Source organism: Blautia sp. CAG:257, from assembly GCF_000433815.1.
GTDB classification, from domain to species: Bacteria; Bacillota; Clostridia; order Lachnospirales; family Lachnospiraceae; genus Blautia_A; species Blautia_A caecimuris.
This window is the reverse complement of the sequence record NZ_HF999053.1, coordinates 13,276-34,050: the sequence shown is the minus strand read 5'-3', so window position 1 is coordinate 34,050 and position 20,775 is coordinate 13,276. Positions and strand designations below refer to the sequence as shown.

17 protein-coding genes, 2 pseudogenes, 1 riboswitch and 1 other annotated feature are annotated in these 20,775 nt (G+C 44.6%); of the genes and pseudogenes, 16 read left to right on the top strand and 3 right to left on the bottom strand.

All coding sequences use genetic code 11. From position 1 onward, the window contains the following. Positions 1-29 precede the first annotated feature (29 nt). The 10 genes from nikB to QVP40_RS07020 all read left to right on the top strand — a co-directional run bounded on the left by nikB (position 30) and on the right by QVP40_RS07020 (position 10,434). A complete protein-coding gene (gene nikB, locus QVP40_RS07065) occupies positions 30-974 on the top strand; it encodes a nickel ABC transporter permease (protein WP_022067772.1) in 945 nt (314 codons plus the stop codon). After that, positions 971-1,840: a nickel transporter permease gene (gene nikC, locus QVP40_RS07060; RefSeq protein WP_022067771.1), complete on the top strand. Its 870-nt coding sequence runs from the start codon at positions 971-973 to the stop codon at positions 1,838-1,840. The genes nikB and nikC overlap by 4 nt, the downstream gene beginning before the upstream one ends. Further along, on the top strand, positions 1,840-3,375 hold the full coding sequence (locus QVP40_RS07055) for an ABC transporter substrate-binding protein (protein ID WP_022067770.1): 1,536 nt from the start codon (positions 1,840-1,842) through the stop codon (positions 3,373-3,375). The genes nikC and QVP40_RS07055 overlap by 1 nt, the downstream gene beginning before the upstream one ends. A 26-nt stretch (positions 3,376-3,401) precedes the next feature. Further along, entirely contained in the window at positions 3,402-4,214 is an 813-nt protein-coding gene (locus tag QVP40_RS07050) for an ABC transporter ATP-binding protein (RefSeq protein ID WP_022067769.1), read from the top strand. Beyond that, entirely contained in the window at positions 4,211-4,996 is a 786-nt protein-coding gene (locus QVP40_RS07045) for an ABC transporter ATP-binding protein (RefSeq protein WP_022067768.1), read from the top strand. The genes QVP40_RS07050 and QVP40_RS07045 overlap by 4 nt, the downstream gene beginning before the upstream one ends. A 372-nt stretch (positions 4,997-5,368) precedes the next feature. After that, on the top strand, positions 5,369-6,907 hold the full coding sequence (locus QVP40_RS07040; protein WP_257465403.1) for an ABC transporter substrate-binding protein: 1,539 nt from the start codon (positions 5,369-5,371) through the stop codon (positions 6,905-6,907). Between the two features lie 124 nt (positions 6,908-7,031). Continuing rightward, positions 7,032-8,045 (top strand): ABC transporter permease, encoded by a 1,014-nt coding sequence (locus tag QVP40_RS07035; RefSeq protein WP_178709601.1) that lies wholly within the window; start codon positions 7,032-7,034, stop codon positions 8,043-8,045. Continuing rightward, positions 8,042-8,899, top strand: coding sequence for an ABC transporter permease (locus QVP40_RS07030; RefSeq protein ID WP_022067765.1), 858 nt, complete (start codon positions 8,042-8,044; stop codon positions 8,897-8,899). The genes QVP40_RS07035 and QVP40_RS07030 overlap by 4 nt, the downstream gene beginning before the upstream one ends. Before the next feature lie 10 nt (positions 8,900-8,909). Continuing rightward, positions 8,910-9,836, top strand: a complete 927-nt coding sequence (locus QVP40_RS07025) for an ABC transporter ATP-binding protein (RefSeq protein ID WP_022067764.1) — start codon at positions 8,910-8,912, stop codon at positions 9,834-9,836. After that, positions 9,826-10,434: an ABC transporter ATP-binding protein gene (locus QVP40_RS07020; protein ID WP_022067763.1), complete on the top strand. Its 609-nt coding sequence runs from the start codon at positions 9,826-9,828 to the stop codon at positions 10,432-10,434. Before QVP40_RS07025 ends, QVP40_RS07020 begins: the two co-directional genes overlap by 11 nt. Positions 10,435-10,439: 5 nt before the next feature. On the opposite strand, the pseudogene QVP40_RS07015 reads toward QVP40_RS07020, so the two are convergent. Continuing rightward, a pseudogene (locus QVP40_RS07015) lies at positions 10,440-11,030 on the bottom strand (magnesium transporter); the annotation flags it as partial. A 231-nt stretch (positions 11,031-11,261) separates the two neighbouring features. Beyond that, positions 11,262-11,431: riboswitch (M-box (ykoK) riboswitch) on the bottom strand. A 257-nt stretch (positions 11,432-11,688) separates the two neighbouring features. Between QVP40_RS07015 and spoIIID the strand changes: the two are divergent. Then, positions 11,689-11,943, top strand: coding sequence for a sporulation transcriptional regulator SpoIIID (gene spoIIID, locus QVP40_RS07010; protein ID WP_022067761.1), 255 nt, complete (start codon positions 11,689-11,691; stop codon positions 11,941-11,943). Positions 11,944-12,142: 199 nt separating this feature from the next. Here the strand turns inward: spoIIID and QVP40_RS07005 are convergent, their stop codons facing one another. Continuing rightward, entirely contained in the window at positions 12,143-13,231 is a 1,089-nt protein-coding gene (locus QVP40_RS07005) for a pyridoxal phosphate-dependent aminotransferase (RefSeq protein WP_022067760.1), read from the bottom strand. 143 nt (positions 13,232-13,374) lie between these two features. On the opposite strand from QVP40_RS07005, the gene QVP40_RS07000 reads away from it, so the two are divergent. Together QVP40_RS07000 and QVP40_RS06995 are read left to right on the top strand one after the other, a co-directional pair. Beyond that, positions 13,375-13,617 carry a hypothetical protein gene (locus QVP40_RS07000; RefSeq protein ID WP_022067759.1) on the top strand — a complete coding sequence of 81 codons (243 nt, stop codon included), beginning with the start codon at positions 13,375-13,377 and terminating at the stop codon, positions 13,615-13,617. Between the two features lie 101 nt (positions 13,618-13,718). Then, positions 13,719-14,273 (top strand): GNAT family N-acetyltransferase, encoded by a 555-nt coding sequence (locus QVP40_RS06995; protein WP_022067758.1) that lies wholly within the window; start codon positions 13,719-13,721, stop codon positions 14,271-14,273. A gap of 120 nt (positions 14,274-14,393) precedes the next feature. On the opposite strand, the pseudogene QVP40_RS13995 reads toward QVP40_RS06995, so the two are convergent. Next, a pseudogene (locus tag QVP40_RS13995) lies at positions 14,394-14,558 on the bottom strand (hypothetical protein); the annotation flags it as partial. Positions 14,559-15,455: 897 nt separating this feature from the next. Further along, positions 15,456-15,592, top strand: a sequence feature (ribosomal protein L10 leader region). A gap of 49 nt (positions 15,593-15,641) precedes the next feature. Here QVP40_RS13995 and rplJ point away from each other — a divergent pair. The 3 genes from rplJ (at position 15,642) to rpoB (ending at position 20,763) form a co-directional block, all read left to right on the top strand. Next, the gene (gene rplJ, locus QVP40_RS06990) at positions 15,642-16,148 is read left to right on the top strand and encodes a 50S ribosomal protein L10 (RefSeq protein ID WP_022067756.1); all 507 of its coding nucleotides are present in this window, start codon (positions 15,642-15,644) and stop codon (positions 16,146-16,148) included. 114 nt (positions 16,149-16,262) lie between these two features. Beyond that, complete coding sequence (rplL, locus tag QVP40_RS06985; RefSeq protein WP_015541728.1) at positions 16,263-16,637, top strand: 50S ribosomal protein L7/L12; 375 nt, start codon at positions 16,263-16,265, stop codon at positions 16,635-16,637. Between the two features lie 265 nt (positions 16,638-16,902). Further along, positions 16,903-20,763 (top strand): DNA-directed RNA polymerase subunit beta, encoded by a 3,861-nt coding sequence (rpoB, locus tag QVP40_RS06980; protein ID WP_022067755.1) that lies wholly within the window; start codon positions 16,903-16,905, stop codon positions 20,761-20,763. Positions 20,764-20,775: the final 12 nt, after the last annotated feature.

Here is a 20,775-nt window from a genome sequence, read left to right as displayed (position 1 = left end):
GAAAAAGCAGATAAACAGAGGATAAAATTATGTTGAAATATATAGGAAAAAGACTGCTTCAGTTAATTCCCGTTCTGATCGGGATTACGTTTCTGTCCTTTGCCATGATGCGGCTTGCAGGGGGAGATGCAGTAACCTACATGTATGAAAATGCAGGGTCAGTTGTCTCCCAGGAGGTAATTGATCAGACAAAAAAAGAATACGGTCTGGATCAGCCTTTTCTGGTACAGTATGGCAGATGGTTTGCAGGAATGGTCACAGGCGATATGGGAACCAGCTATGTATCCGGGCAGAAGGTATATGATACTTTTATGGAAAAGCTTCCGGCAACCATACTGCTTACAGTTTCTTCTATGATAGTGACTATGCTGACAGCGATCCCCCTTGGGATTTTTTCTGCCATACGCCATAATAGATGGTCAGATTATCTGATACGTTTTCTGAGTTTTATCGGAAATTCTGCCCCGAATTTTTTTGCGGCGCTGATTTTAATGTATGTATTTTCTGTAAAGCTTGGATGGCTGCCTGTGATTACGTCAGAAAATATTGCGGCAAGTCTTGTGCTTCCCACTCTTACCCTTGCCATAGCTATGGCGGCAAAATATATCCGTCAGATCAGAGCGGCTGTTCTGGAGGAACTGAATAAGGATTATGTGATGGGAGCCAGGGCCAGAGGTGTCAGAGGAAGTGTGATTATCTGGAAAAATGTTCTGAGGGCGTCCATGCTGACCATTGTGACGCTGATGGCATTGTCTGTGGGAAGCCTTCTGGGCGGAACTACCATTGTGGAATCTATTTTTATGTGGGACGGTGTAGGTAAAATGGCTGTGGATGCCATTACCATGAGAGATTATCCTGTCGTTCAGGTATATGTGGCATGGATGGCAGTGATCTATGTAGCAGTGAACCTGATTACGGACATTGTGTATCATTATCTGGATCCCCGTGTAAGACTGGGAGGTGAGCAAGGATGACAAAGAAAAAGAGAGGTTCATCTTCTGTGTACAGGACGGGAACAGATTCTGTAAAAATACGGCTTATTGTGCTGACAGTTCTGGCAGCGCTGCTTCTTTTAACAGCTCTGTGTGCAAAATACATCTGTCCCTATGACCCTTATGAGCAGAATCTTCTGTTGGCAAAGCAGCCGCCGGGGCCGGAGCATCTGCTGGGAACAGACCGCTATGGACGGGATATGTTTTCCAGGATTCTGATAGCCGGAACTACCAGTATTTTTTCCACACTGATCCTGGTGAGCATTACAACAGTAACGGGAACCTTTGTGGGAATTATCTGCGGCTGGCGGGGAGGCTTTGTGGATGCTTTTCTTATGAGGATATCAGATCTGTTTCTGGCCTTTCCAAGTCTGGTATTCGCATTAGCTGTGGCAGGAGTCCTGGGCGGCGGTGTACAGAATGCGGTACTTGCTCTGGCAGTGGTAAGCTGGCCGAAGTTTGCCAGGCTGGCCAGAGGACTGACGCTGACTCAGAAAGAGGCGCCGTATATAATGGCGGCCAGACTTTCCGGCAGCAGCACACCGGCTCTGCTTCTGCGGCATATTCTGCCTAATATTGCAGGCCCTGTCCTTGTAACGGCAGTTCTGGATATTGGAACTATGATGATGGAGCTTGCAGGCTTGTCCTTTCTGGGACTGGGAGTACAGCCGCCGGCAGCAGAATGGGGAAGTATGATCAATGAGGGCAGAAGCCTTCTGCAGATCGCGCCGTGGATGTCTCTTGCGCCGGGAGCTGCAATTTTTGTAACGGTACTGATTTTTAACCTTCTGGGAGATACATTGAGAGATTATCTGGATCCGGAACACAAAAAGAAAAGAGGTAAATAATGAAGAAAAAATTTATTGCTGCAGTGCTTGCAGGAGCAGTGATGATATCGGGACTGAGTGTCAGCGTAATGGCAGACAAAGAAAAGACCTTTGTATACGGAACAACCGGTTACAGCGAGGAAATGGGTGACGCCGGGCTGAACCCTCATGATAATTATTCCGGATGGAGTGCGCTCAGGTATGGTGTAGGGGAAACGTTATTTAAGTACAATGACAATATGGAGGTGGAGCCCTGGCTTGCCACAGATTATGAGTTTGTGGACGACACTACGGTAAAGATCACACTGAGAGACGGAGTAAAGTTTTCAAGCGGCCGCACTATGGATGCCCAGGCAGTAAAGGAATGTCTGGAAAATCTGGTAAAGGTTCATGACCGGGCTCCTTCTGATATGAAGATCGATTATATTGATGCAGACGGACTGACTTTGACTATTTACACAACAGAACCATGTCCGGCAATCATTAACTATCTGGGAGATCCCTACGGAGCCATTATTGATATGGAATATGGCGTTCAGGGAGAAGGGGGAAATGCCAATGTGGCAGGAACAGGTCCTTATATTGCAGAAAAAGTTACCCCCACTCAGATTGATCTTGTAAAAAATGAAAATTACTGGGGCGGCGATGTAAAGGTGGATAAAGTTACAGTAAAGTCTTTTTCGGACGGAAGCGCTCTGACCGCGGCCCTTCAGACAGGCGATATCCAGGGAACCTATGGTCTTCAGTATGATAACTACGCGCTTTTTGACGGAAATCCGGAGTATACCATTAATTCCTGCGCAACAAGCAGATGCTTTTTCGGACAGTTTAATTTTGAGTCGGAGATCATGCAGGATCAGAATATACGAAAAGCCATTGAAATGGGAATTGATAAAGAGGGCTTCTGCTCTGTGATCATGGAGGGGAGAGGGCTCCCTGCCAAAGCCGCTTTTCCGGACAGTTTTTCTTATGGAAATGAAGCAGTGGAAACAGTTTCCTATGATCCGGAAGGGGCAAAAAAGCTGCTGGAAGAATCCGGATGGAAGGATACAGACGGCGACGGATGTGCAGACAAGGACGGACAGAAGCTTACCATAGACTGGCTGACCTACCCGACCCGTCTGGAGCAGCCGAAGCTTGCGGAGTATGCACAGGCAACTCTCAAGGAAATCGGAATTGACGTTGTGGTAAATAATACTTCGGATCATATGACTTATGCGGCAGACGGCAACTTTGATGTGTATGTAAGTTCTACTACCACAGCTCCCACCGGAGATCCGGAATATTTCTTTACCAGTACAGTAGTGGGACCAAAAAACTACGGAAAATATGAAAACAAAGAGGTAACAGCTCTTACAGAAAAGCTTCATCAGGCATTTGAGCCGGAGGAGAGAGCAAAGCTGGCAACAGAGCTGCAGCAGAAGATTCTGGACGACGATGGATTTTTCTTTGTATCACATCTCAATATGGGAATTGTGACAAAATCCAATGTAAAGGGAATGGCAGCTCATCCCTGTGATTATTATGAGATCACGGCAGATCTGGATGTGGAATAACTGATTCCGGGAACAGGGGACGCAGAATGAATGTAAAAAAGAATGAAGATGCACTGCTCCGTGTGGAGAAGCTGACTGTCTGTTATGATGGAGAGCCTGTTGTACAGGACATAAGCTTTCAGGTGAAAAAGGGAGAAATCCTGGGTATTGTAGGGGAATCCGGAAGTGGAAAAAGTACGGTTGCAAAAGCCGTTATGGGACTTCTGGGAAACAGAGCTGAAGTCGCCGGTCAGGTGTGGTACAAAGGAGAAAATCTCACTGCCATGCCGGAAAAAATACTGAGGAAATACCGGGGACCTGAGCTTGGAATGGTCTTTCAGGACTGTAAATCAGCCCTTTGTCCTATGCGTACAGTAGGGGCTCAGATGTACGAGGCCGTATCGGAGCATGAGAAGGTCAGCAGAGCGGAAGTGGAAAACAGAGCAGCTGTTTTGATGAAAAAAATCGGACTTACAGACTGTGCCCGTGTTCTTGGAAGCTATCCCTTTGAACTGTCCGGAGGAATGAATCAGAGAGTGGGAATCTGTACCGCCATGCTTTTAAAACCGGATCTGCTCCTGGCAGATGAGCCTACCAGCGCTCTTGATGTGACTGTACAGAAACAGGTGGTGGAAGAGCTTCTTCTGATGAAAAAAGAGTTTCATACAGCCATGCTTCTGATCACTCACAATATTGGCGTGGTCAGAAAAATGGCAGACAGGATCCTCGTACTTCAGAATGGAAAAGTAATGGATTACGGAGATACACAGAAGATTCTGGAAAATCCGGAAAGTCAGTATACTCGTCAGCTTATGGATTCTGTGATCCGGCTGAAAAGACGGGAGAATCAGAAATTATGACAGAAATTTTGCTGAAAGCAGAGAAACTGAAAAAGGTATTTACAGCAGGAAAAAAATCCTTTGCAGCTGTGGACGAGGTGTCCTTTGAACTGAAAAGAGGACAGTGTCTGGGGATCGTGGGTGAATCAGGAAGCGGAAAAAGTACAGTTGCCAGACTGATTACGGGACTTCTTCCCTGTACAGAGGGAAAAGTTCTGTTTTATCCTTCATCGGAAGGAACAGAGTCTGGATGTATAGATATATCTCAGGCAGGAATACGGCAGCTGAAACAGGCATACCGTCATATGCAGATGGTTTTCCAGATGCCCGCGGAGTCTTTTGATCCCCGAAGGACACTTGGAGACGGAATTGGGGAAAGTCTGCGGAATATGGGGATAAAGGGAACGGAATTAAAAACAAAGGTGGATAACCTTCTAGAATTGTGTGGGCTTACGCCGGAATTTGCTTCCCGGTATCCCCATCAGGTCAGCGGAGGACAGTGCCAGAGAGCTGCTATTGCCAGAGCCCTTGCGCTGGACCCGGAGCTTCTGATCTGCGACGAGGCTACCAGTGCTCTCGATGTAACTGTGCAGAAACAGATTATGGAGCTTCTGATAAAATTAAGACAGAAAAACGGTCTCAGCGTAATTTTTATCTGTCATGATCTTGCTCTGGTTCAGATGTTCTGCGACCGGGTGATCGTTATGAAACAGGGAAAAATTGTGGAAACCGGAACTCCGGAGGAAATTATATGGTCTCCCAGGGAGGAGTACACCAGAAATCTGATCGAGTCTGTTTTGTAGACCGGAAAAATATAAAAAAACGTATTAAAAAAAGCACTTGTTACAGGTGCTTTTTTTAAATGAGTATTTTAATGGGATCGTTAGTGCATCATAAGTGGAGGTCGTGCACTGACTTTGACATCATATAACACAATTTCCTGTGCTGACTATATTTTAACAAAGTCAGAGATTTTAACAAGCCTCCCAGGGGGATGTACAGGTATGAAATAAAAAGATTATCCATGCAAAATATGAATGGGTTTATATCCCCCGTACAGGGTTAAATCTGACGAAAATCAATGTTATACTGGTGAAACACGAAAATCAGGGAGGTTAAATCAAATGAAAAAGCGGTTAATGGCACTGCTGGCGGCTTTCTGTATGACTGTTTCCATGATCGGAAGCGGCACAGTGGTTTCAGCAGCAGAACAGAAAACAAAGGATGAAGTGATTGTTACCATGCCTGCAACTTCTGAGCCGGAAGCGGGATTTGATCCTGCATATGGCTGGGGAGCCGGAGAGCATGTTCATGAGCCTCTGATACAGAGCACACTTACTGTTACCAACAAAGATCTGTCTATTGGAATGGATCTTGCCACAGATTATTCTGTCAGTGAGGACGGGCTTATCTGGACAGTAAAGATCCGTGACGATGTAAAATTTACAGACGGAGAACCACTGACAGCAAAGGACGTAGCGTTTACCTATAATAACTGCCGCGACAACAGCTCTGTCAATGATTTTTCCATGCTGGAGGAAGCCGTTGCAGTGGATGATACCACAGTAGAGTTTCATCTGAACAAGCCGTTTTCCATCTGGCCGTATACTATGGCTGTAGTGGGAATTGTTCCGGAACATGCATATGACGAGAATTACGGACAGAATCCTGTTGGATCAGGACGTTATATCATGAAGCAGTGGGATAAGGGGCAGCAGGTGATCTTTGAGGCCAATCCGGATTATTACGGAGAAGAACCAAAGATGAAAAAGGTTACGGTTCTTTTTATGGAAGAGGACGCGGCTCTTGCGGCAGCTCAGTCCGGAACGGTAGACGTAGCGCATACGGCAGCTTCCTATTCTGATACGGAAATAGAGGGATATGAGCTGTTCCGTGTAGATACAGTTGATAACCGTGGATTTAATCTTCCGGCAGCTCCGGCAGAAGAAAAAGACGGAGTAATGACCGGAAATGATTTTACCAGCGATGTGGAAGTAAGACGCGCGATCAACATTGGAATCGACCGTGAAGAAATGATCGACAATGTACTGAACGGCTACGGAACTCCCGCATACAGCGTATGTGACAAAATGCCCTGGTATAACGAGGAGGCAGAAACAGAGTACGATTTTGAGGGAGCGGTAAAAATTCTTGAGGATGCCGGCTGGAAAGAAGGAAAAGACGGAATCCGCGAAAAAGACGGCGTACGCGCTGAGATGAAGATCGTTTATCCGGCATCTGATTCTGTACGTCAGGCTCTGGCTGAGGATGCAAAAAATCAGCTTGCTGAACTGGGAATTTCTGTTACTACAGAGGGAGCTGACTGGGATACCGCCTATACTGCGGCCTTGTCTCAGCCTCTGATGTGGGGATGGGGAGCGCACACTCCTATGGAGCTTTACAATATTTACCATACAATGGAAGAAACAGGAACTGCTGAATATTCACCGTATGCCAATGAGACCGTAGACAAATACATGGATGAGGCTCTGGAAAGCAGCGATCTTGAGGAATCTTATGAGCTGTGGAAAAAGGCTCAGTGGGACGGAGAAACAGGTATTACCCAGGAGGGAGATATTCCCTGGATCTGGCTGTGCAATGTGGATCATCTGTATTTTGTAAGAGATGGACTTAAAGTTGCAGATCAGAAGATTCATCCTCACGGACATGGCTGGTCTATTGTAAATAATGTGGATCAGTGGACATGGGAGTAATTCCGAAAGTTTAATAAAATCACGTATAAAATAATTATCCGGCAGGATTTTGGGGAGGTTTGTTCTGTAACAGGAATAAAAACGTCCCCGGAAGCTGCCGGATACTGTGCGTTTCAAACGATTTATGTACAAGGAGAAAATATTGAAAAATACAGCAGGAAAGTTTATACTGAAAAATTTTGTGAAGATGGTTCTTCTTATTTTTGCAGTCAGTATTGCAGCGTTTGCTCTTATGACAGTTTCTCCCGTAGATCCTCTTCAGGCCAATGTGGGACAGGCTGCGCTGGGAAGCATGAGCCAGGAGCAGATTGCAAAGCTTGAAGAATACTGGGGAGTAGGAGAACCGCCGGTTCAGAGATATCTGGCGTGGCTGAAGGATTTTCTGAAGGGAGATATGGGTGTTTCTCTTCTTTACAGACAGGATGTGGCAAAGGTAATTGCAGTAAAACTGGGAAATTCGCTTTTTCTTATGATTATTGCCTGGGTTCTGTCCGGGCTTATTGGTTTTGCCCTAGGCGCCCTGGCAGGAATGAACCGTGGAAAATTTGTAGATAAGGCAGTAAAAGGCTACTGTCTGTTAATATCAAGTACCCCGGCTTTTTGGATCGCCATGCTGCTTCTGATCATCTTCGGGGTGTGGCTGAAGATCCTTCCCATAGGGCTAAGCGTACCCATAGGCGTGGAGGCAAGCGGCGTAACTTTTCTGGACAGGGTATATCATGCCATTCTTCCGGCGGTTACGCTGTCCATTACCGGAATTGCCAATATTGCCATGCATACCAGAGAAAAAATGGTCGATATCTGTGAAAGTGATTATGTTGTTTTTGCAAGAGCAAGAGGTGAAAGCCTGTGGCAGATTTTCAGGAATCATGGATTTCGAAATGTTCTGGCGCCGGCCATGACCCTGCAGTTTGCTTCCATCAGTGAAATTTTTGGCGGTTCTGTTCTGGTAGAGCAGGTTTTTTCCTATCCGGGACTTGGACAGGCGGCGGTAAGCGCAGGACTTGGAAGTGATATGCCGCTTCTTATGGCGATCACTATTATCAGCGCTTTATTTGTTTTTGGCGGAAATCTCATTGCAAATATTCTGTATGGTGTGATCGATCCGCGTATCAGACGTGGAGGTGCCGCAAAATGACAAAAAACACAAAAAAAGGAACGTTTATGATAAAAAAATGGAACCGCAGGCAAAGGCTGGTACTGTGGCTTGTTCTTTCACTGATCTTTCTGGCTGCTGTGTGTATTGGCGGAATGTTTTGTGGAGATGCTGCCAGAGAAACTGATTTTGCCCGTAAAAATATTGCTCCCTGCCTGAAATATCCGTTTGGAACCGACTGGCTGGGAAGAGACATGTTTACCCGGACGGTTAAAGGGCTTTCCATCAGCATTATCATTGGAATCAGCGCCGCGGCTTTCAGTGCGGTGATGGCCTTTATTCTGGGAGTTCTGTCTGCAACAATGGGAAAAGCGGTAGATACAGTTATCACCTGGTTTATTGATCTTGTTATGGGAATCCCTCATATGCTTCTTCTGATCCTGATCTGCGTTGCCTGCGGGCGGGGGCTGAAGGGCGTGATTCTGGGCGTTGCCCTGACCCACTGGACTTCCCTTGCCCGGCTGATCCGGGGTGAGGTTCTGCAGTTAAAAGAGCAGCAGTATATTAAAATGGCCAGAAAGCTTGGGAAAAGTAATTTTTATATTGCCACGAAGCATATGGTTCCTCATCTTTTTCCGCAGTTTCTGGTAGGTCTGATACTTCTTTTTCCTCATGCGATCCTTCACGAATCCAGTATTACTTTTCTGGGCTTCGGACTTTCCAATGAGCAGCCTGCCATTGGCATTATCCTGTCAGAGGCAATGAAATATCTGATTACCGGAAAGTGGTGGCTGGCTCTGTTCCCGGGACTGATGCTGGTTCTGACAGTTGTGTGTTTTTATACTGTGGGCGAGGGTATCCGGAAGCTGGTGGATCCTGCCAGCGCTCATGAATAGGAGGGGTGAAATGGAAAAAAATACAATACTTGAAATCAGAAATATGAATATTTCCTTTTCCCAGTATCAGAAGGGCACAAAGCAGACAAAGCTTCCTGTGATCAGAGATCTCAGTCTTACTGTCCATCAGGGAGAAATGGTGGCTGTTGTGGGTTCTTCCGGTTCCGGAAAAAGCCTTCTGGCTCATGGGGTAATGGGGATTCTTCCCTATAATGCAGAAATGGGCGGAGAGATTCTTTACTGTGGAGAGCCTCTTACAGAAAAAAGAATCTGCGCTCTCAGAGGAAAAGAGATTGTTATGGTTCCTCAGAGCACTTCCTACCTGGATCCTCTGATGAAGGTGGGAACGCAGATCTGCAAAGGCAAAAAGGATCCTGAAAGAAAAAAGAAGCTGGACGGGATCTTCAGACGGTACGGTCTGGCAGAAGAAGTTCAGGAACAGTATCCCTTTGAGCTTTCCGGAGGAATGACCAGAAGAGTGATGATATCCACTGCGATGATCGAAGAGCCGAAGCTGGTTATTGCAGATGAACCTACGCCGGGACTTCACCTGAAAGCGGCAAAGAGGGCTATGGAGCATTTCAGGGAGCTGGCTGATATGGGAGCGGGAGTATTGATCATTACCCATGATCTGGAGCTTGCGCTGGAAACTGCGGACAGAGTTCTTGTTTTCTATGCAGGATACACTCTGGAGGATGCAAAAACAGAGGATTTTCGCCAGGAAAAAACGCTGCGCCATCCCTATACAAAAGCCTTATGGAGAGCAATGCCTCAAAATGGCTTTCATTATATTGACGGGGTACAGCCCTATGTAAAAGATATGCCGGAGGGCTGTCCCTTTGCTCCAAGGTGTGAAAAATGTACAGAAAAATGCAGAGGGGAAATTCCCTACAGGGAAGTAAACGGAGGATATGTGAGGTGCGTGTATGATTCTTGAAGCCAGAAATATTTCTTTTCGATATGGAGAAAAAAGCAGGGAAATTTTAAAAGATTTCAGTCTGAAAGCAGAGAGTACAGAGCGGGTAGGGCTTGTGGCGCCAAGCGGATTTGGAAAAACAACCCTCTGTAAAATACTGTCGGGATATGAGAAGCCTGACAGCGGACAGGTTCTGCTGGACGGAAAGCCTCTTGATTTCTATGGCTCCTACTGTCCGGTTCAGTTGATCTGGCAGCATCCGGAACAGGCCATTAATCCCAGGCTGCGAATGAGATCGGTGCTTGAGGAGGGGGATAACGTATCTCCTGACCTTATCAAAAGACTTGGCATTGAGGCAGACTGGATGAACCGTTTTCCGGCAGAGCTGTCCGGGGGAGAAATGCAGAGGTTTTGTATTGCAAGAGCGTTGGGACAGAGGACACAGTTCCTTCTGGCGGATGAGATCAGCACCATGCTGGATCTCATCACACAGAGTCAGATCTGGCATTTCCTTATGGATGAAACCGAAAAGCGCAAAATTGGAATGATCGTAGTCAGCCACAGCCAGGAGCTTCTGGAAAAGGTCTGTACCAGGATCGTTGATCTTCAGAAGGAATAAACAGGTTACACAGCAAGGGCAAAGATCCTTGTGGCAATGTAAAAGTAAATAATAATAGAGCAGGTGTCCACAGCTGTAGTGATCAGAGGAGATGCCATGATTGCCGGATCCATATGCAGGGTTTTTGCGCCAAGCGGAAGAATACATCCGATGATCTTGGACAGGATTACAGTAGCAGTCAGAGACAGAGAAACTACCAGAGCAAGTCTGGGATCTCTGTACATAATCAGAATGCGGATTCCGTTTATGACAGCAAGCCCTGTGCCTACCAGAAGCGCAATCCGAAATTCTTTAAATGCAATCCGAAAAACATCACGGGGACGGATCTCGTTCAGGGCAAGACCGCGGATAATCAGGGTTGAGCTCTGAGAACCGCAGTTTCCTCCGGTATCCATCAGCATGGGAATAAAGGAAACCAGAAGAGGAACTGCGGAAAAGGCATTTTCATATCTGGTAATAATAGTTCCGGTAACTGTGGCAGAAAGCATCAGAAAAAGAAGCCACATAAAGCGTTTTCTGGCATGGGTCAGTACGGAAGTCTCAAAATAGGAGGTTTCATGCTTTTCCATGGACTCCTGTACAGCTTTTGGCTCTGTCAGAGAGCTGACAGAAGTATAATTTTCCGGTGTGTGAATCAGTAATGTTTTCATCATAATTCTTCAGTCCTTTCTTTAATATAATGATCTGACAACTGGCTCCAGGTTCCATGGTTCTCACCTCCTTTTTCAGAACAAAGGGGACAGGTCCGCTTAAAACTTTCTGAATCCCTTGATTTTTGAGGAATAAAAAATCCTGTCATCGCCTGAGCAATGACAGGATATATTTTTCCTGTGAAACATCGTTCAAGCTTTAGCATCACAGGGCGTAAAAATTGCATTAGGTTATGCCTTGACTGCGACATATCCTGCTGACCAGCGAATCGTGTCTCCACGTTTTTGCGGCAGCAATCTTAGGAAAATCCAAATCCCTGTGGTAGCCTCACCTACCGAAACTGTTTATTTAATTGTTTATCCCATTGTAGTCCTGCAGTATGGGTTTGTCAAGCCCGGATTAAAAAAATCAGAGGGACTTTACAGACTTTTTATATTATTCCGAAGCACAGTTTTTACAGAAGAGAGCTACAATCTCTTTCGGATTATGTGCGGCAACATGATCTTATATGCTTCGGGCTTCTGATTCCTGAGGTATGAACTGGAATACATTTTATATAATACAGCATACATTGTAAAAACAGCGTTTTCGGGGGATTTTCCTTTGAAAGATTACATTGAAGAACGGGCAGTGGAGATTGCAGGCTATATTATTGAAACAAAGGCAACTGTAAGGCAGGCGGCAAAAAAATTTGGAATCAGTAAGAGTACAGTACATAAAGACTGTTCTGACAGGTTGACGGAGATCAATCCGGGGCTGGCGGCGGAGGTGCGCCAGGTTCTGGATAAGAATAAGTCAGAGAGACATATCAGAGGAGGACTGGCGACCAGAGAAAAGTATCTGCACCGTGTTCTGTAAAAGCAAAAAAACTGCGGCGGAAACAGTGTGTTCTATACTGCTTTTGCAGATAAGAACGGCTGCAGCCTGCCTTACGCTTCTGCAAAAAAGACTGAAAAGCAGCCCCCCTTCCCGGGGAAATCCTGAACTGTTCGGAGAAGAGGGAGAACTGCCTCACAAATATAATTTTAAAGCGATATAGCATGAATTAAAAGGGCTTTTACAGCCCTTTTAATACGTTCAGAAGCTGTTCGTTATGTTCCGGGAGCATAATGCAGAAGCGGACAAATTCTCCGTCAAGACACTGGAAAGAAGAACAGTCACGGATCATAAGGTTTTGGCGGATACATGCCTCAAATACATTGGAGGCAGTGAGCCCGGGTTTGATTATTTTCAGTAAAAGGAAGTTTGCAAAGGCAGGGAATACTTTAAAAGAAGAAAGCTTCAGAAGCTCCTGATAAAGTTTTTCTCTTTCCTTTAAAATCAGCTGTCTTGTACGGGAAATATAGTCTTTGTCCTGTACAAGCAGTTCTCCTGCAAAGGCTCCCAGACTGTTTATGGACCAGGGAATCTGTCTGTTTTTTATTTTTGAGAGAAGTTCTTTGTTCCCTGTAATTCCATAGCCAAGGCGCATGCCCGGTGCGGCGAAAAATTTTGATACGCCCCGAAGGACCATAAGATTTTCAAACTCCCTGGTAAGGGGTACTGCGGTAATAAGCTGCGGATCAGGGGCGAATTCTACATAGGTTTCATCGATCATTACAAAAATTTCTTTTTGACGGCAGAAGGTAAGGGTTTTTCGCAGTTTCTCCTGTGTGACAGCAGAGGAAGTGGGATTGTTAGGGTTACACATAATCAGGAAATCATAATCTTTTTCCAGGGTAAGACAGAGATTTTGGATATCCAGAGCAAAATCGCTGGAATCCTCCAGATGATACCAGGTCTCAGTACTTCCGGAAAAAGAAAGCTCCCTGGAATATTCAGAGTAGGTGGGACCGAGTATCAGCGTATGCCGGGGATTTACAGCTTCAATGAGAAGAGAGATCAGTTCGCTGGATCCGTTGCCGGGCAGAATAAAGTCAGAGGGTATGCTGCAGTACTGGGACAGGGCATTTCTCAGTGAGGAATATTCTCTGTCCGGATAGGAAGAAAGAAGAAAAAGGTGTGAGGCAAGCTCTTTCTGCACATTTTTCGGAAGCCCAAGGGGATTCACATTTGCTCCAAAGTTTATGATATTTTCTTTTTTCAGATGGTAGAAGCTGCAGATTTTTTCAATATCGCTTCCGTGAAAAACAGGTTTTGACGTCATATGGCAGATCTCCTTTCAGACAGACTTTTCTTTTATCATAAAGCATTATAAGGGCTTATGCAAGCATCCGGAGACATATTGACAGCGCTGTATACAAGGGGTAAAATTACAGGCACAAAATGAAATTGGAAAGGGGCAGGATTATGAGATTGGAAACAGTGCAGGATGCGCTGAACAGAAAAAATATCTCTTTTACTTATACAGATGAGGACGGGTGCGGAAGTCTTGACTTTATGTTCCGGGGGCTGAGTTTTCATGTGTGGGAGTATCATGACGACGTATGGGGCGCCGAGACAAATATTTATGAAGCAGGGCGGAGTATAGACGTAGAAGGTGATTATGAAGCTCAGATTTCCAGAGAGATTCTGTCCTGGCCGGAGTTTTAAAGAATACCGGAAAGGTTTGAGGAAATCCCTGATATCCGGGCGATAAAACTTATAAAAATATAGAGAAGGGCTGCTCTGACAGCTCAGAAAAGGAATAAAATATGGAATTAAAAAACATACTGAAAAACGGAACAGAATTTAAAGAACAGGTTTATATGCTCTACGAAGAAGCTTTTCCTGCTGAAGAAAAAAAGCCGATCTCTCTTATGGAGCATCTTGCGGAAAAGGGACAGATGGAGCTTTTTGCAGTGACAGATCAGGATGAGTTTGTGGGACTTGCCTTTAATATGATGGATGGAAATACTGCGCTGTTGGATTATTTTGCTGTTTCTCCTGAAAAAAGAAACGGTGGATATGGAAGTAAAAGCCTGAAGCTTTTACTGGAACGATTCCGCAGTAATAAATATATTTTTGAAATCGAAATGCAGGATGAAAAAGCAGAGAATACTCAGGACAGAAAGCGCAGGAAAGCCTTCTATCTGAGAAACGGTCTGAAAGAGACAGGACTTTTTGCCCATGTGTACGGAACAGATTTTGAGCTTCTGACTCCTGATGGAAGTCTGACTTATGATGAATATACAGGGTTTTTGGAGCGGATTCTGGGTGAAGAAGGAGTGCGGGTATTGAATCCGTCTCTGATCTCTCAGCTGCCGTAAGTTTCATCTGCAGAATCAACAGCAGCTATCAGAGAAAATAAAAAGATATTATATAATCAGCGCCCCCCCGGTATGTTGCCGGGGGCGCTGCAGATCACGACAGAAAGCAGTAATCAGTGATTACTTTTGGCAGTTTTTGAGGATAAATTCATAGGTTCGTTTACAGTTATTACGGTCATGATATGCAAAATATTTCTGATTCATATCGCTGTAGCATTTCTTTTCGCGAAAATCATTGGCTGCGTATTCTTTTATCAGCTCTATAAGCTGCTCTTCTTCTGTGCAGCGATCCCGGGGAGATCATAATAATTAGTAATATCTTGTTTTGAGCATTTGAGTTTAGTATATAAAACTATAAATGAGATAATACAGAATTTTGCGCAATAGAATCCATAATAGGTAGATACAGATAAACTTTAAATTCTATATGTGTATCCTGTAAAGACAAAACAACGGGGATTTATGCACTTTTTTAAATTTGTTCATTTGCTGTTTTATAAAGGAATAAAATAAATGGAAGCGTTTATGATAAAAAATGTAACATGACAGAACTGGGAAACCAAGCTTGTTTTGGGTATCTTTATGTTAGGATCCTAAATTACAAAAATATAGAAAGCACAGGAGATCCTTATATAATTCAAAAAAATATAAGGAATTTTAAGAAAGAAGGTTGAGAAAATTTCAGAGTAAGATAAGATTACTGACTTTAGATGGTTAGTAAAAAATATGATACAGAGAAATGACCGCTTCCATGTATCCTTTTTCTGGGGTATTTATTCATGAAACATTAAATAATCCTTGATTTTCAAGGAAAAAAAGATTTAATTATATAGGAAGGAATGTACGATTATGAGTATAAACGAAATTAAAATTACGAATCTTAATACAAATGTAACGCGTATTCTTACATATGCCCAAAATGGTAAAAGTAAGGAGAATATCATCAACCAGGTTAGGAATGGATATTTCATTAGCACCTATATTTCCAGGGCGTATGGTTTCGTAAACCAACTTTTTATCTTTCCGGCATATCTGAACCATAAAGTACCGTACCTTTCGCAGTTATAATATATAGAAATCCCCTGTTTAGTATAACATATTTTTTAGGGCCTGACCAAAAGGCTTATTAAAGAATTAAAGAATTTTTAAATAAAATCTTGACATGAACTTTTCTCCGTGTTATTCTATTACAGAACGCTGCCGAAGACAGTAGGTGCCGTAAGGCATAAGGATCAAAACGCCTACCGAGGACTTAGTATTCTGATAAGATTACAGGAGACCTTACTGTCATGGTACAGTAGGGCTTTTTTTATCTCAGTATCCATTGCAACGGCGGTATATCAAAATCTATAAGGAGGTGTACCATTTATGGCAAAAGTAGAACTGAAACAACCAATCGTAGAAGAAATCGCAAACAGCATTAAAGACGCTCAGTCCGTAGTTCTTGTAAACTACAGTGGTCTTACTGTTGAGCAGGACACTATTCTGCGTAAGGAATTAAGAGAAGCTGGTGTTCAGTATAAAGTTTACAAAAACACAATGATGAAACGTGCTTTTGAGGGAACAGACTGTGAGAGCCTTTCCAAACATCTTGAAGGTACAAACGCACTGGCAATCTCTGCTACAGATGCAACAGCACCTGCTAGAATCCTTGCTAAATATGCGAAACAGTTCCCGGCACTGGAGCTGATCGCAGGTGTAGTTGAGGGCAACTACAATGATCAGGCTGGAATCCAGGCACTTTCCCAGATTCCGTCCAGAGAAGAACTTCTTGGAAAACTTCTTGGAAGCATTCAGTCTCCGATCACAAACTTCGCTCGTGTGCTTAACCAGATTGCAGAGGCACAGGGTGGAAACGCAGCAGCAGCTGAGTAAATTTGTCAGGGACAGATTTACAATGCGCAGACAGCGTGCGGAAGAGTTTACAGTTTTCGTATAGCACTGTGAACCGGTATAAATTAAAATAATATTATATGGAGGGAAATTAAAATGGCAAAATTAACAACAGAAGAATTTATTGCAGCAATCAAAGAGTTATCTGTATTAGAGTTAAATGAACTTGTAAAAGCTTGTGAGGAAGAGTTCGGCGTATCTGCAGCAGCAGGCGTTGTAGTTGCAGCAGCAGGCGCAGCAGGCGAGGCAGCTGAAGAGAAAGACGAGTTCGACGTAGAGCTTACAGAAGTAGGCCCGAACAAAGTTAAAGTTATCAAAGTTGTTCGTGAAGTAACAGGTCTTGGACTTAAAGAAGCTAAAGCTGTAGTTGACGGTGCTCCGAAGGTAGTTAAAGAGGGCGCTTCCAAAGCTGAGGCTGAGGACATCAAGACAAAACTGGAAGCAGAGGGAGCAAAGATCACTCTGAAATAATTCAGTCTGAACAGAAGAGACAGCGCAGGGACGCCGCAGGTGTTCCTGCGTTTCTTTTTTTACTTTATCGGGAAAACAGTATATTCTGTATCAGTCTTGCCGGCAAATGAAAAAGGTGATCAAAAAAAGTTTGAAAATCTGGTTGACAGGTTGACAACAGTATGTTATAGTGAAAAATGCTATATTATGGCAAGATATGCCTGTTTACCTGAAAATATAAACAGGATCATGTTGTAATAAATAAAAAAACAGGGGTGAAACGTCAATGGAAAAAAACAGAATTCGTTCTGTAAAAACTGGAAAAAGCATGCGTATGAGCTACCAGAGACAAAAAGAAGTCCTGGATATGCCGAATCTGATCGAAGTCCAGAAAGATTCCTACAAATGGTTCCTGGATGAAGGGCTGAAAGAAGTATTTGATGATATTTCTCCAATCGCGGATTACGGCGGAAAGCTTAGTCTGGAGTTCATCGACTTTACATTTGACGCAAAGGATGCGAAGTATACAATTGAGCAGTGTAAAGAACGTGACGTGACTTATGCCGCACCTTTGAAGGTTCGAGTGAGACTGATTAACAAAGAAACAGAAGAGATCAACGAACACGAGATTTTCATGGGAGACCTTCCGTTAATGACGGAAACAGGCACATTTGTAATCAACGGTGCAGAGCGTGTTATCGTAAGCCAGTTGGTACGTTCCCCTGGAATCTATTATGCAATCGCACATGATAAAGTTGGTAAAAGGTTGTTTTCCAGTACCGTAATTCCCAACAGAGGTGCATGGCTGGAATATGAAACAGACTCCAACGATGTTTTTTATGTTCGTGTAGACAGAACCAGAAAGGTTCCGATCACTGTGCTGATTCGTGCCCTTGGTATCGGCACCAATGCGGAAATTGTAGAACTGTTTGGCGAGGAGCCCAAGATCCTTGCCAGCTTCACAAAAGATACTTCCACAAATTATCAGGAAGGTCTTCTGGAATTATACAAAAAAATCCGTCCGGGTGAGCCGTTGGCAGTGGAGAGCGCAGAGAGCCTGATCATGGCAATGTTCTTTGATCCGAGAAGATATGATCTTGCCAAAGTCGGACGTTATAAATTTAACAAAAAACTTCATTTTAACAGCAGGATTGTAGGACACAAGCTTGCAGAGGCAGTTGTGGATCCGTCTACAGGAGAAATCCTTGCAGATGAAGGCACAAACATCACAAGAGAGATCGCTGACAAGATCCAGAACAGCGCTGCTCCGTTTGTATGGATCCAGGGAGAAGAGGATCGCAAGATCAAGGTTCTTTCCAACCTTATGGTGGATCTTTCTGCTCATGTTGAGCTTGACTGTGATCCGAAGGAACTGGGTGTTACAGAATTAGTATATTATCCGGTTCTCGAAAAAATACTGGAAGAAAATGACAGTCTTGAGGATATCAAGGATGCGATCCGCAGAGATATCCATGATCTGATTCCGAAACATATTACAAAAGAAGATATTCTTGCTTCTATTAACTATAACATGCATCTGGAATACGGCCTTGGAAATGATGATGACATCGACCACCTGGGTAACCGCCGTATCCGTTCTGTAGGTGAGCTGCTTCAGAATCAGTACCGTATTGGTCTTTCCAGACTGGAAAGAGTGGTACGTGAGCGTATGACAACTCAGGACACAGAGAATATTTCTCCGCAGTCCCTGATCAATATTAAACCGGTAACAGCGGCAGTGAAAGAGTTCTTTGGCTCTTCACAGCTTTCCCAGTTCATGGATCAGAACAACCCGTTAGGTGAGCTGACCCATAAGAGACGTCTGTCTGCCCTGGGACCAGGCGGTCTGTCCCGAGACAGAGCCGGATTCGAGGTTCGAGACGTTCACTATTCTCATTATGGACGTATGTGTCCGATCGAGACTCCTGAGGGTCCTAACATCGGTCTTATCAACTCTCTTGCTTCCTATGCAAGAATCAATCAGTATGGTTTTGTTGAGGCTCCGTACAGAAAGATTGACAAAACAGACCCGTCCAATCCGGTAGTAACTGACGAGGTTGTTTATATGACAGCCGATGAAGAGGATAATTACCATGTAGCGCAGGCCAACGAGCCTCTGGACGAAGAAGGACACTTCATTCATAAAAACGTATCCGGTCGTTTCCGTGAGGAAACTCAGGAATACGAGAGACATATGTTTGACTACATGGACGTGTCTCCTAAGATGGTATTTTCCGTTGCTACAGCGCTTATTCCATTCCTGCAGAACGACGATGCCAACCGTGCGCTCATGGGATCAAACATGCAGCGTCAGGCAGTGCCGCTTCTGACCACCGATGCTCCGGTTGTTGGAACAGGTATGGAGACAAAGACTGCTGTTGACTCCGGTGTGTGTGTTGTGGCTAAGAAGGCCGGTACAGTTCTTCGCTCCACATCTACAGATATCAGCATCAAAAATGATGACGGAACAAAAGATGATTATCATCTGACAAAATTCCTCAGAAGTAACCAGAGCAACTGCTACAACCAGAAGCCGATCGTGTTCCAGGGCGAGCATGTAGAGGCAGGACAGGTTATCGCAGACGGTCCGTCTACTTCTAATGGTGAGTTGGCCCTTGGTAAAAACCCGCTGATCGGATTTATGACCTGGGAAGGCTACAACTACGAGGATGCTGTCCTTTTAAGTGAAAAACTTGTTCAGGACGATGTTTATACATCTGTCCACATTGAAGAATATGAAGCAGAAGCCAGAGATACCAAGCTGGGACCGGAAGAGATCACAAGAGATGTTCCGGGCGTTGGTGACGATGCTCTGAAAGACCTTGATGAGCGCGGTATCATCCGTATCGGTGCTGAGGTTCGTGCAGGAGACATTCTGGTAGGTAAAGTTACTCCTAAGGGAGAGACAGAGCTTACTGCAGAAGAACGTCTGCTCCGTGCGATCTTCGGTGAGAAGGCGAGAGAGGTAAGAGATACTTCCCTTAAGGTTCCTCATGGTGAGTACGGTATCATTGTTGATGCTAAAGTATTTACAAGAGAGAACGGTGACGAGCTTTCTCCTGGTGTAAATCAGTCTGTTCGTATTTATATTGCTCAGAAACGTAAGATTTCTGTTGGTGACAAAATGGCTGGTCGTCACGGTAACAAGGGTGTTGTTTCCCGTGTACTTCCTGTTGAAGATATGCCGTTCCTGCCTAACGGCCGTCCGCTGGATATCGTTCTGAATCCTCTGGGCGTACCTTCCCGAATGAACATCGGACAGGTGCTGGAAATCCATTTAAGTCTTGCTGCAAAAGCTCTTGGCTTCAATGTTGCAACTCCGGTATTTGACGGTGCAAACGAGAATGACATTCAGGATACTCTGGAACTGGCAAATGATTATGTAAACACAGAGGACTTTGAAGAGTTCCGTGCAAAATATCAGGATGTACTTGCTCCTGACGTTATGCAGTATCTGGATGAGAACAAGGCCCATAGAGAACTGTGGAAGGGCGTTCCGATTTCCAGAGACGGTAAGGTTCGCCTTCGTGACGGACGTACCGGTGAATACTTTGACAGTCCTGTAACAATCGGACACATGCATTACCTGAAACTGCATCATCTGGTAGACGACAAGATCCATGCACGTTCTACAGGTCCATACTCACTGGTAACACAGCAGCCTCTGGGCGGTAAAGCTCAGTTCGGCGGTCAGCGTTTCGGAGAGATGGAGGTTTGGGCTCTGGAGGCATATGGCGCGTCCTATACTCTGCAGGAGATCCTGACAGTTAAATCCGATGATGTTGTAGGTCGTGTGAAGACTTATGAAGCAATTATTAAAGGTGATAATATTCCTGAGCCGGGAATTCCGGAATCCTTCAAGGTTCTGCTGAAAGAGCTGCAGTCTCTTGGTCTTGACGTTAAGGTCCTGAGAGATGACAACACTGAGGTGGAGATTATGGAAACCGTGGATTACGGCGATACAGATCTTCGTTCCGTGATCGAGGGAGACAGACACAGCAGAGACAGAGAAGAGGAATCCTTTGGCAAGCACGGTTATACACAGCAGGAGTTCGAGGGTGAAGAACTTGTAGATGTGGAAGAGGAAGACGAAGAAGAGGAAGATGCATTCCTTGACTTTGACGAAACTCTTGATGACGAAGAATAGAAAGGGGAAAGA

Coding starts and splice junctions, on each gene's coding strand:
- QVP40_RS07050 (WP_022067769.1), top strand. CDS start 3,402: ATGAATGTAAAAAAGAATGAAGATGCACTGCTCCGTGTGGAGAAGCTG.
- QVP40_RS07040 (WP_257465403.1), top strand. CDS start 5,369: ATGATCGGAAGCGGCACAGTGGTTTCAGCAGCAGAACAGAAAACAAAG.
- QVP40_RS07055 (WP_022067770.1), top strand. CDS start 1,840: ATGAAGAAAAAATTTATTGCTGCAGTGCTTGCAGGAGCAGTGATGATA.
- rplL (WP_015541728.1), top strand. CDS start 16,263: ATGGCAAAATTAACAACAGAAGAATTTATTGCAGCAATCAAAGAGTTA.
- QVP40_RS07045 (WP_022067768.1), top strand. CDS start 4,211: ATGACAGAAATTTTGCTGAAAGCAGAGAAACTGAAAAAGGTATTTACA.
- QVP40_RS07025 (WP_022067764.1), top strand. CDS start 8,910: ATGGAAAAAAATACAATACTTGAAATCAGAAATATGAATATTTCCTTT.
- QVP40_RS07020 (WP_022067763.1), top strand. CDS start 9,826: ATGATTCTTGAAGCCAGAAATATTTCTTTTCGATATGGAGAAAAAAGC.
- QVP40_RS06995 (WP_022067758.1), top strand. CDS start 13,719: ATGGAATTAAAAAACATACTGAAAAACGGAACAGAATTTAAAGAACAG.
- QVP40_RS07005 (WP_022067760.1), bottom strand. CDS start 13,231: ATGACGTCAAAACCTGTTTTTCACGGAAGCGATATTGAAAAAATCTGC.
- nikB (WP_022067772.1), top strand. CDS start 30: ATGTTGAAATATATAGGAAAAAGACTGCTTCAGTTAATTCCCGTTCTG.
- rplJ (WP_022067756.1), top strand. CDS start 15,642: ATGGCAAAAGTAGAACTGAAACAACCAATCGTAGAAGAAATCGCAAAC.
- rpoB (WP_022067755.1), top strand. CDS start 16,903: ATGGAAAAAAACAGAATTCGTTCTGTAAAAACTGGAAAAAGCATGCGT.
- QVP40_RS07000 (WP_022067759.1), top strand. CDS start 13,375: ATGAGATTGGAAACAGTGCAGGATGCGCTGAACAGAAAAAATATCTCT.
- QVP40_RS07035 (WP_178709601.1), top strand. CDS start 7,032: ATGTACAAGGAGAAAATATTGAAAAATACAGCAGGAAAGTTTATACTG.
- nikC (WP_022067771.1), top strand. CDS start 971: ATGACAAAGAAAAAGAGAGGTTCATCTTCTGTGTACAGGACGGGAACA.
- QVP40_RS07030 (WP_022067765.1), top strand. CDS start 8,042: ATGACAAAAAACACAAAAAAAGGAACGTTTATGATAAAAAAATGGAAC.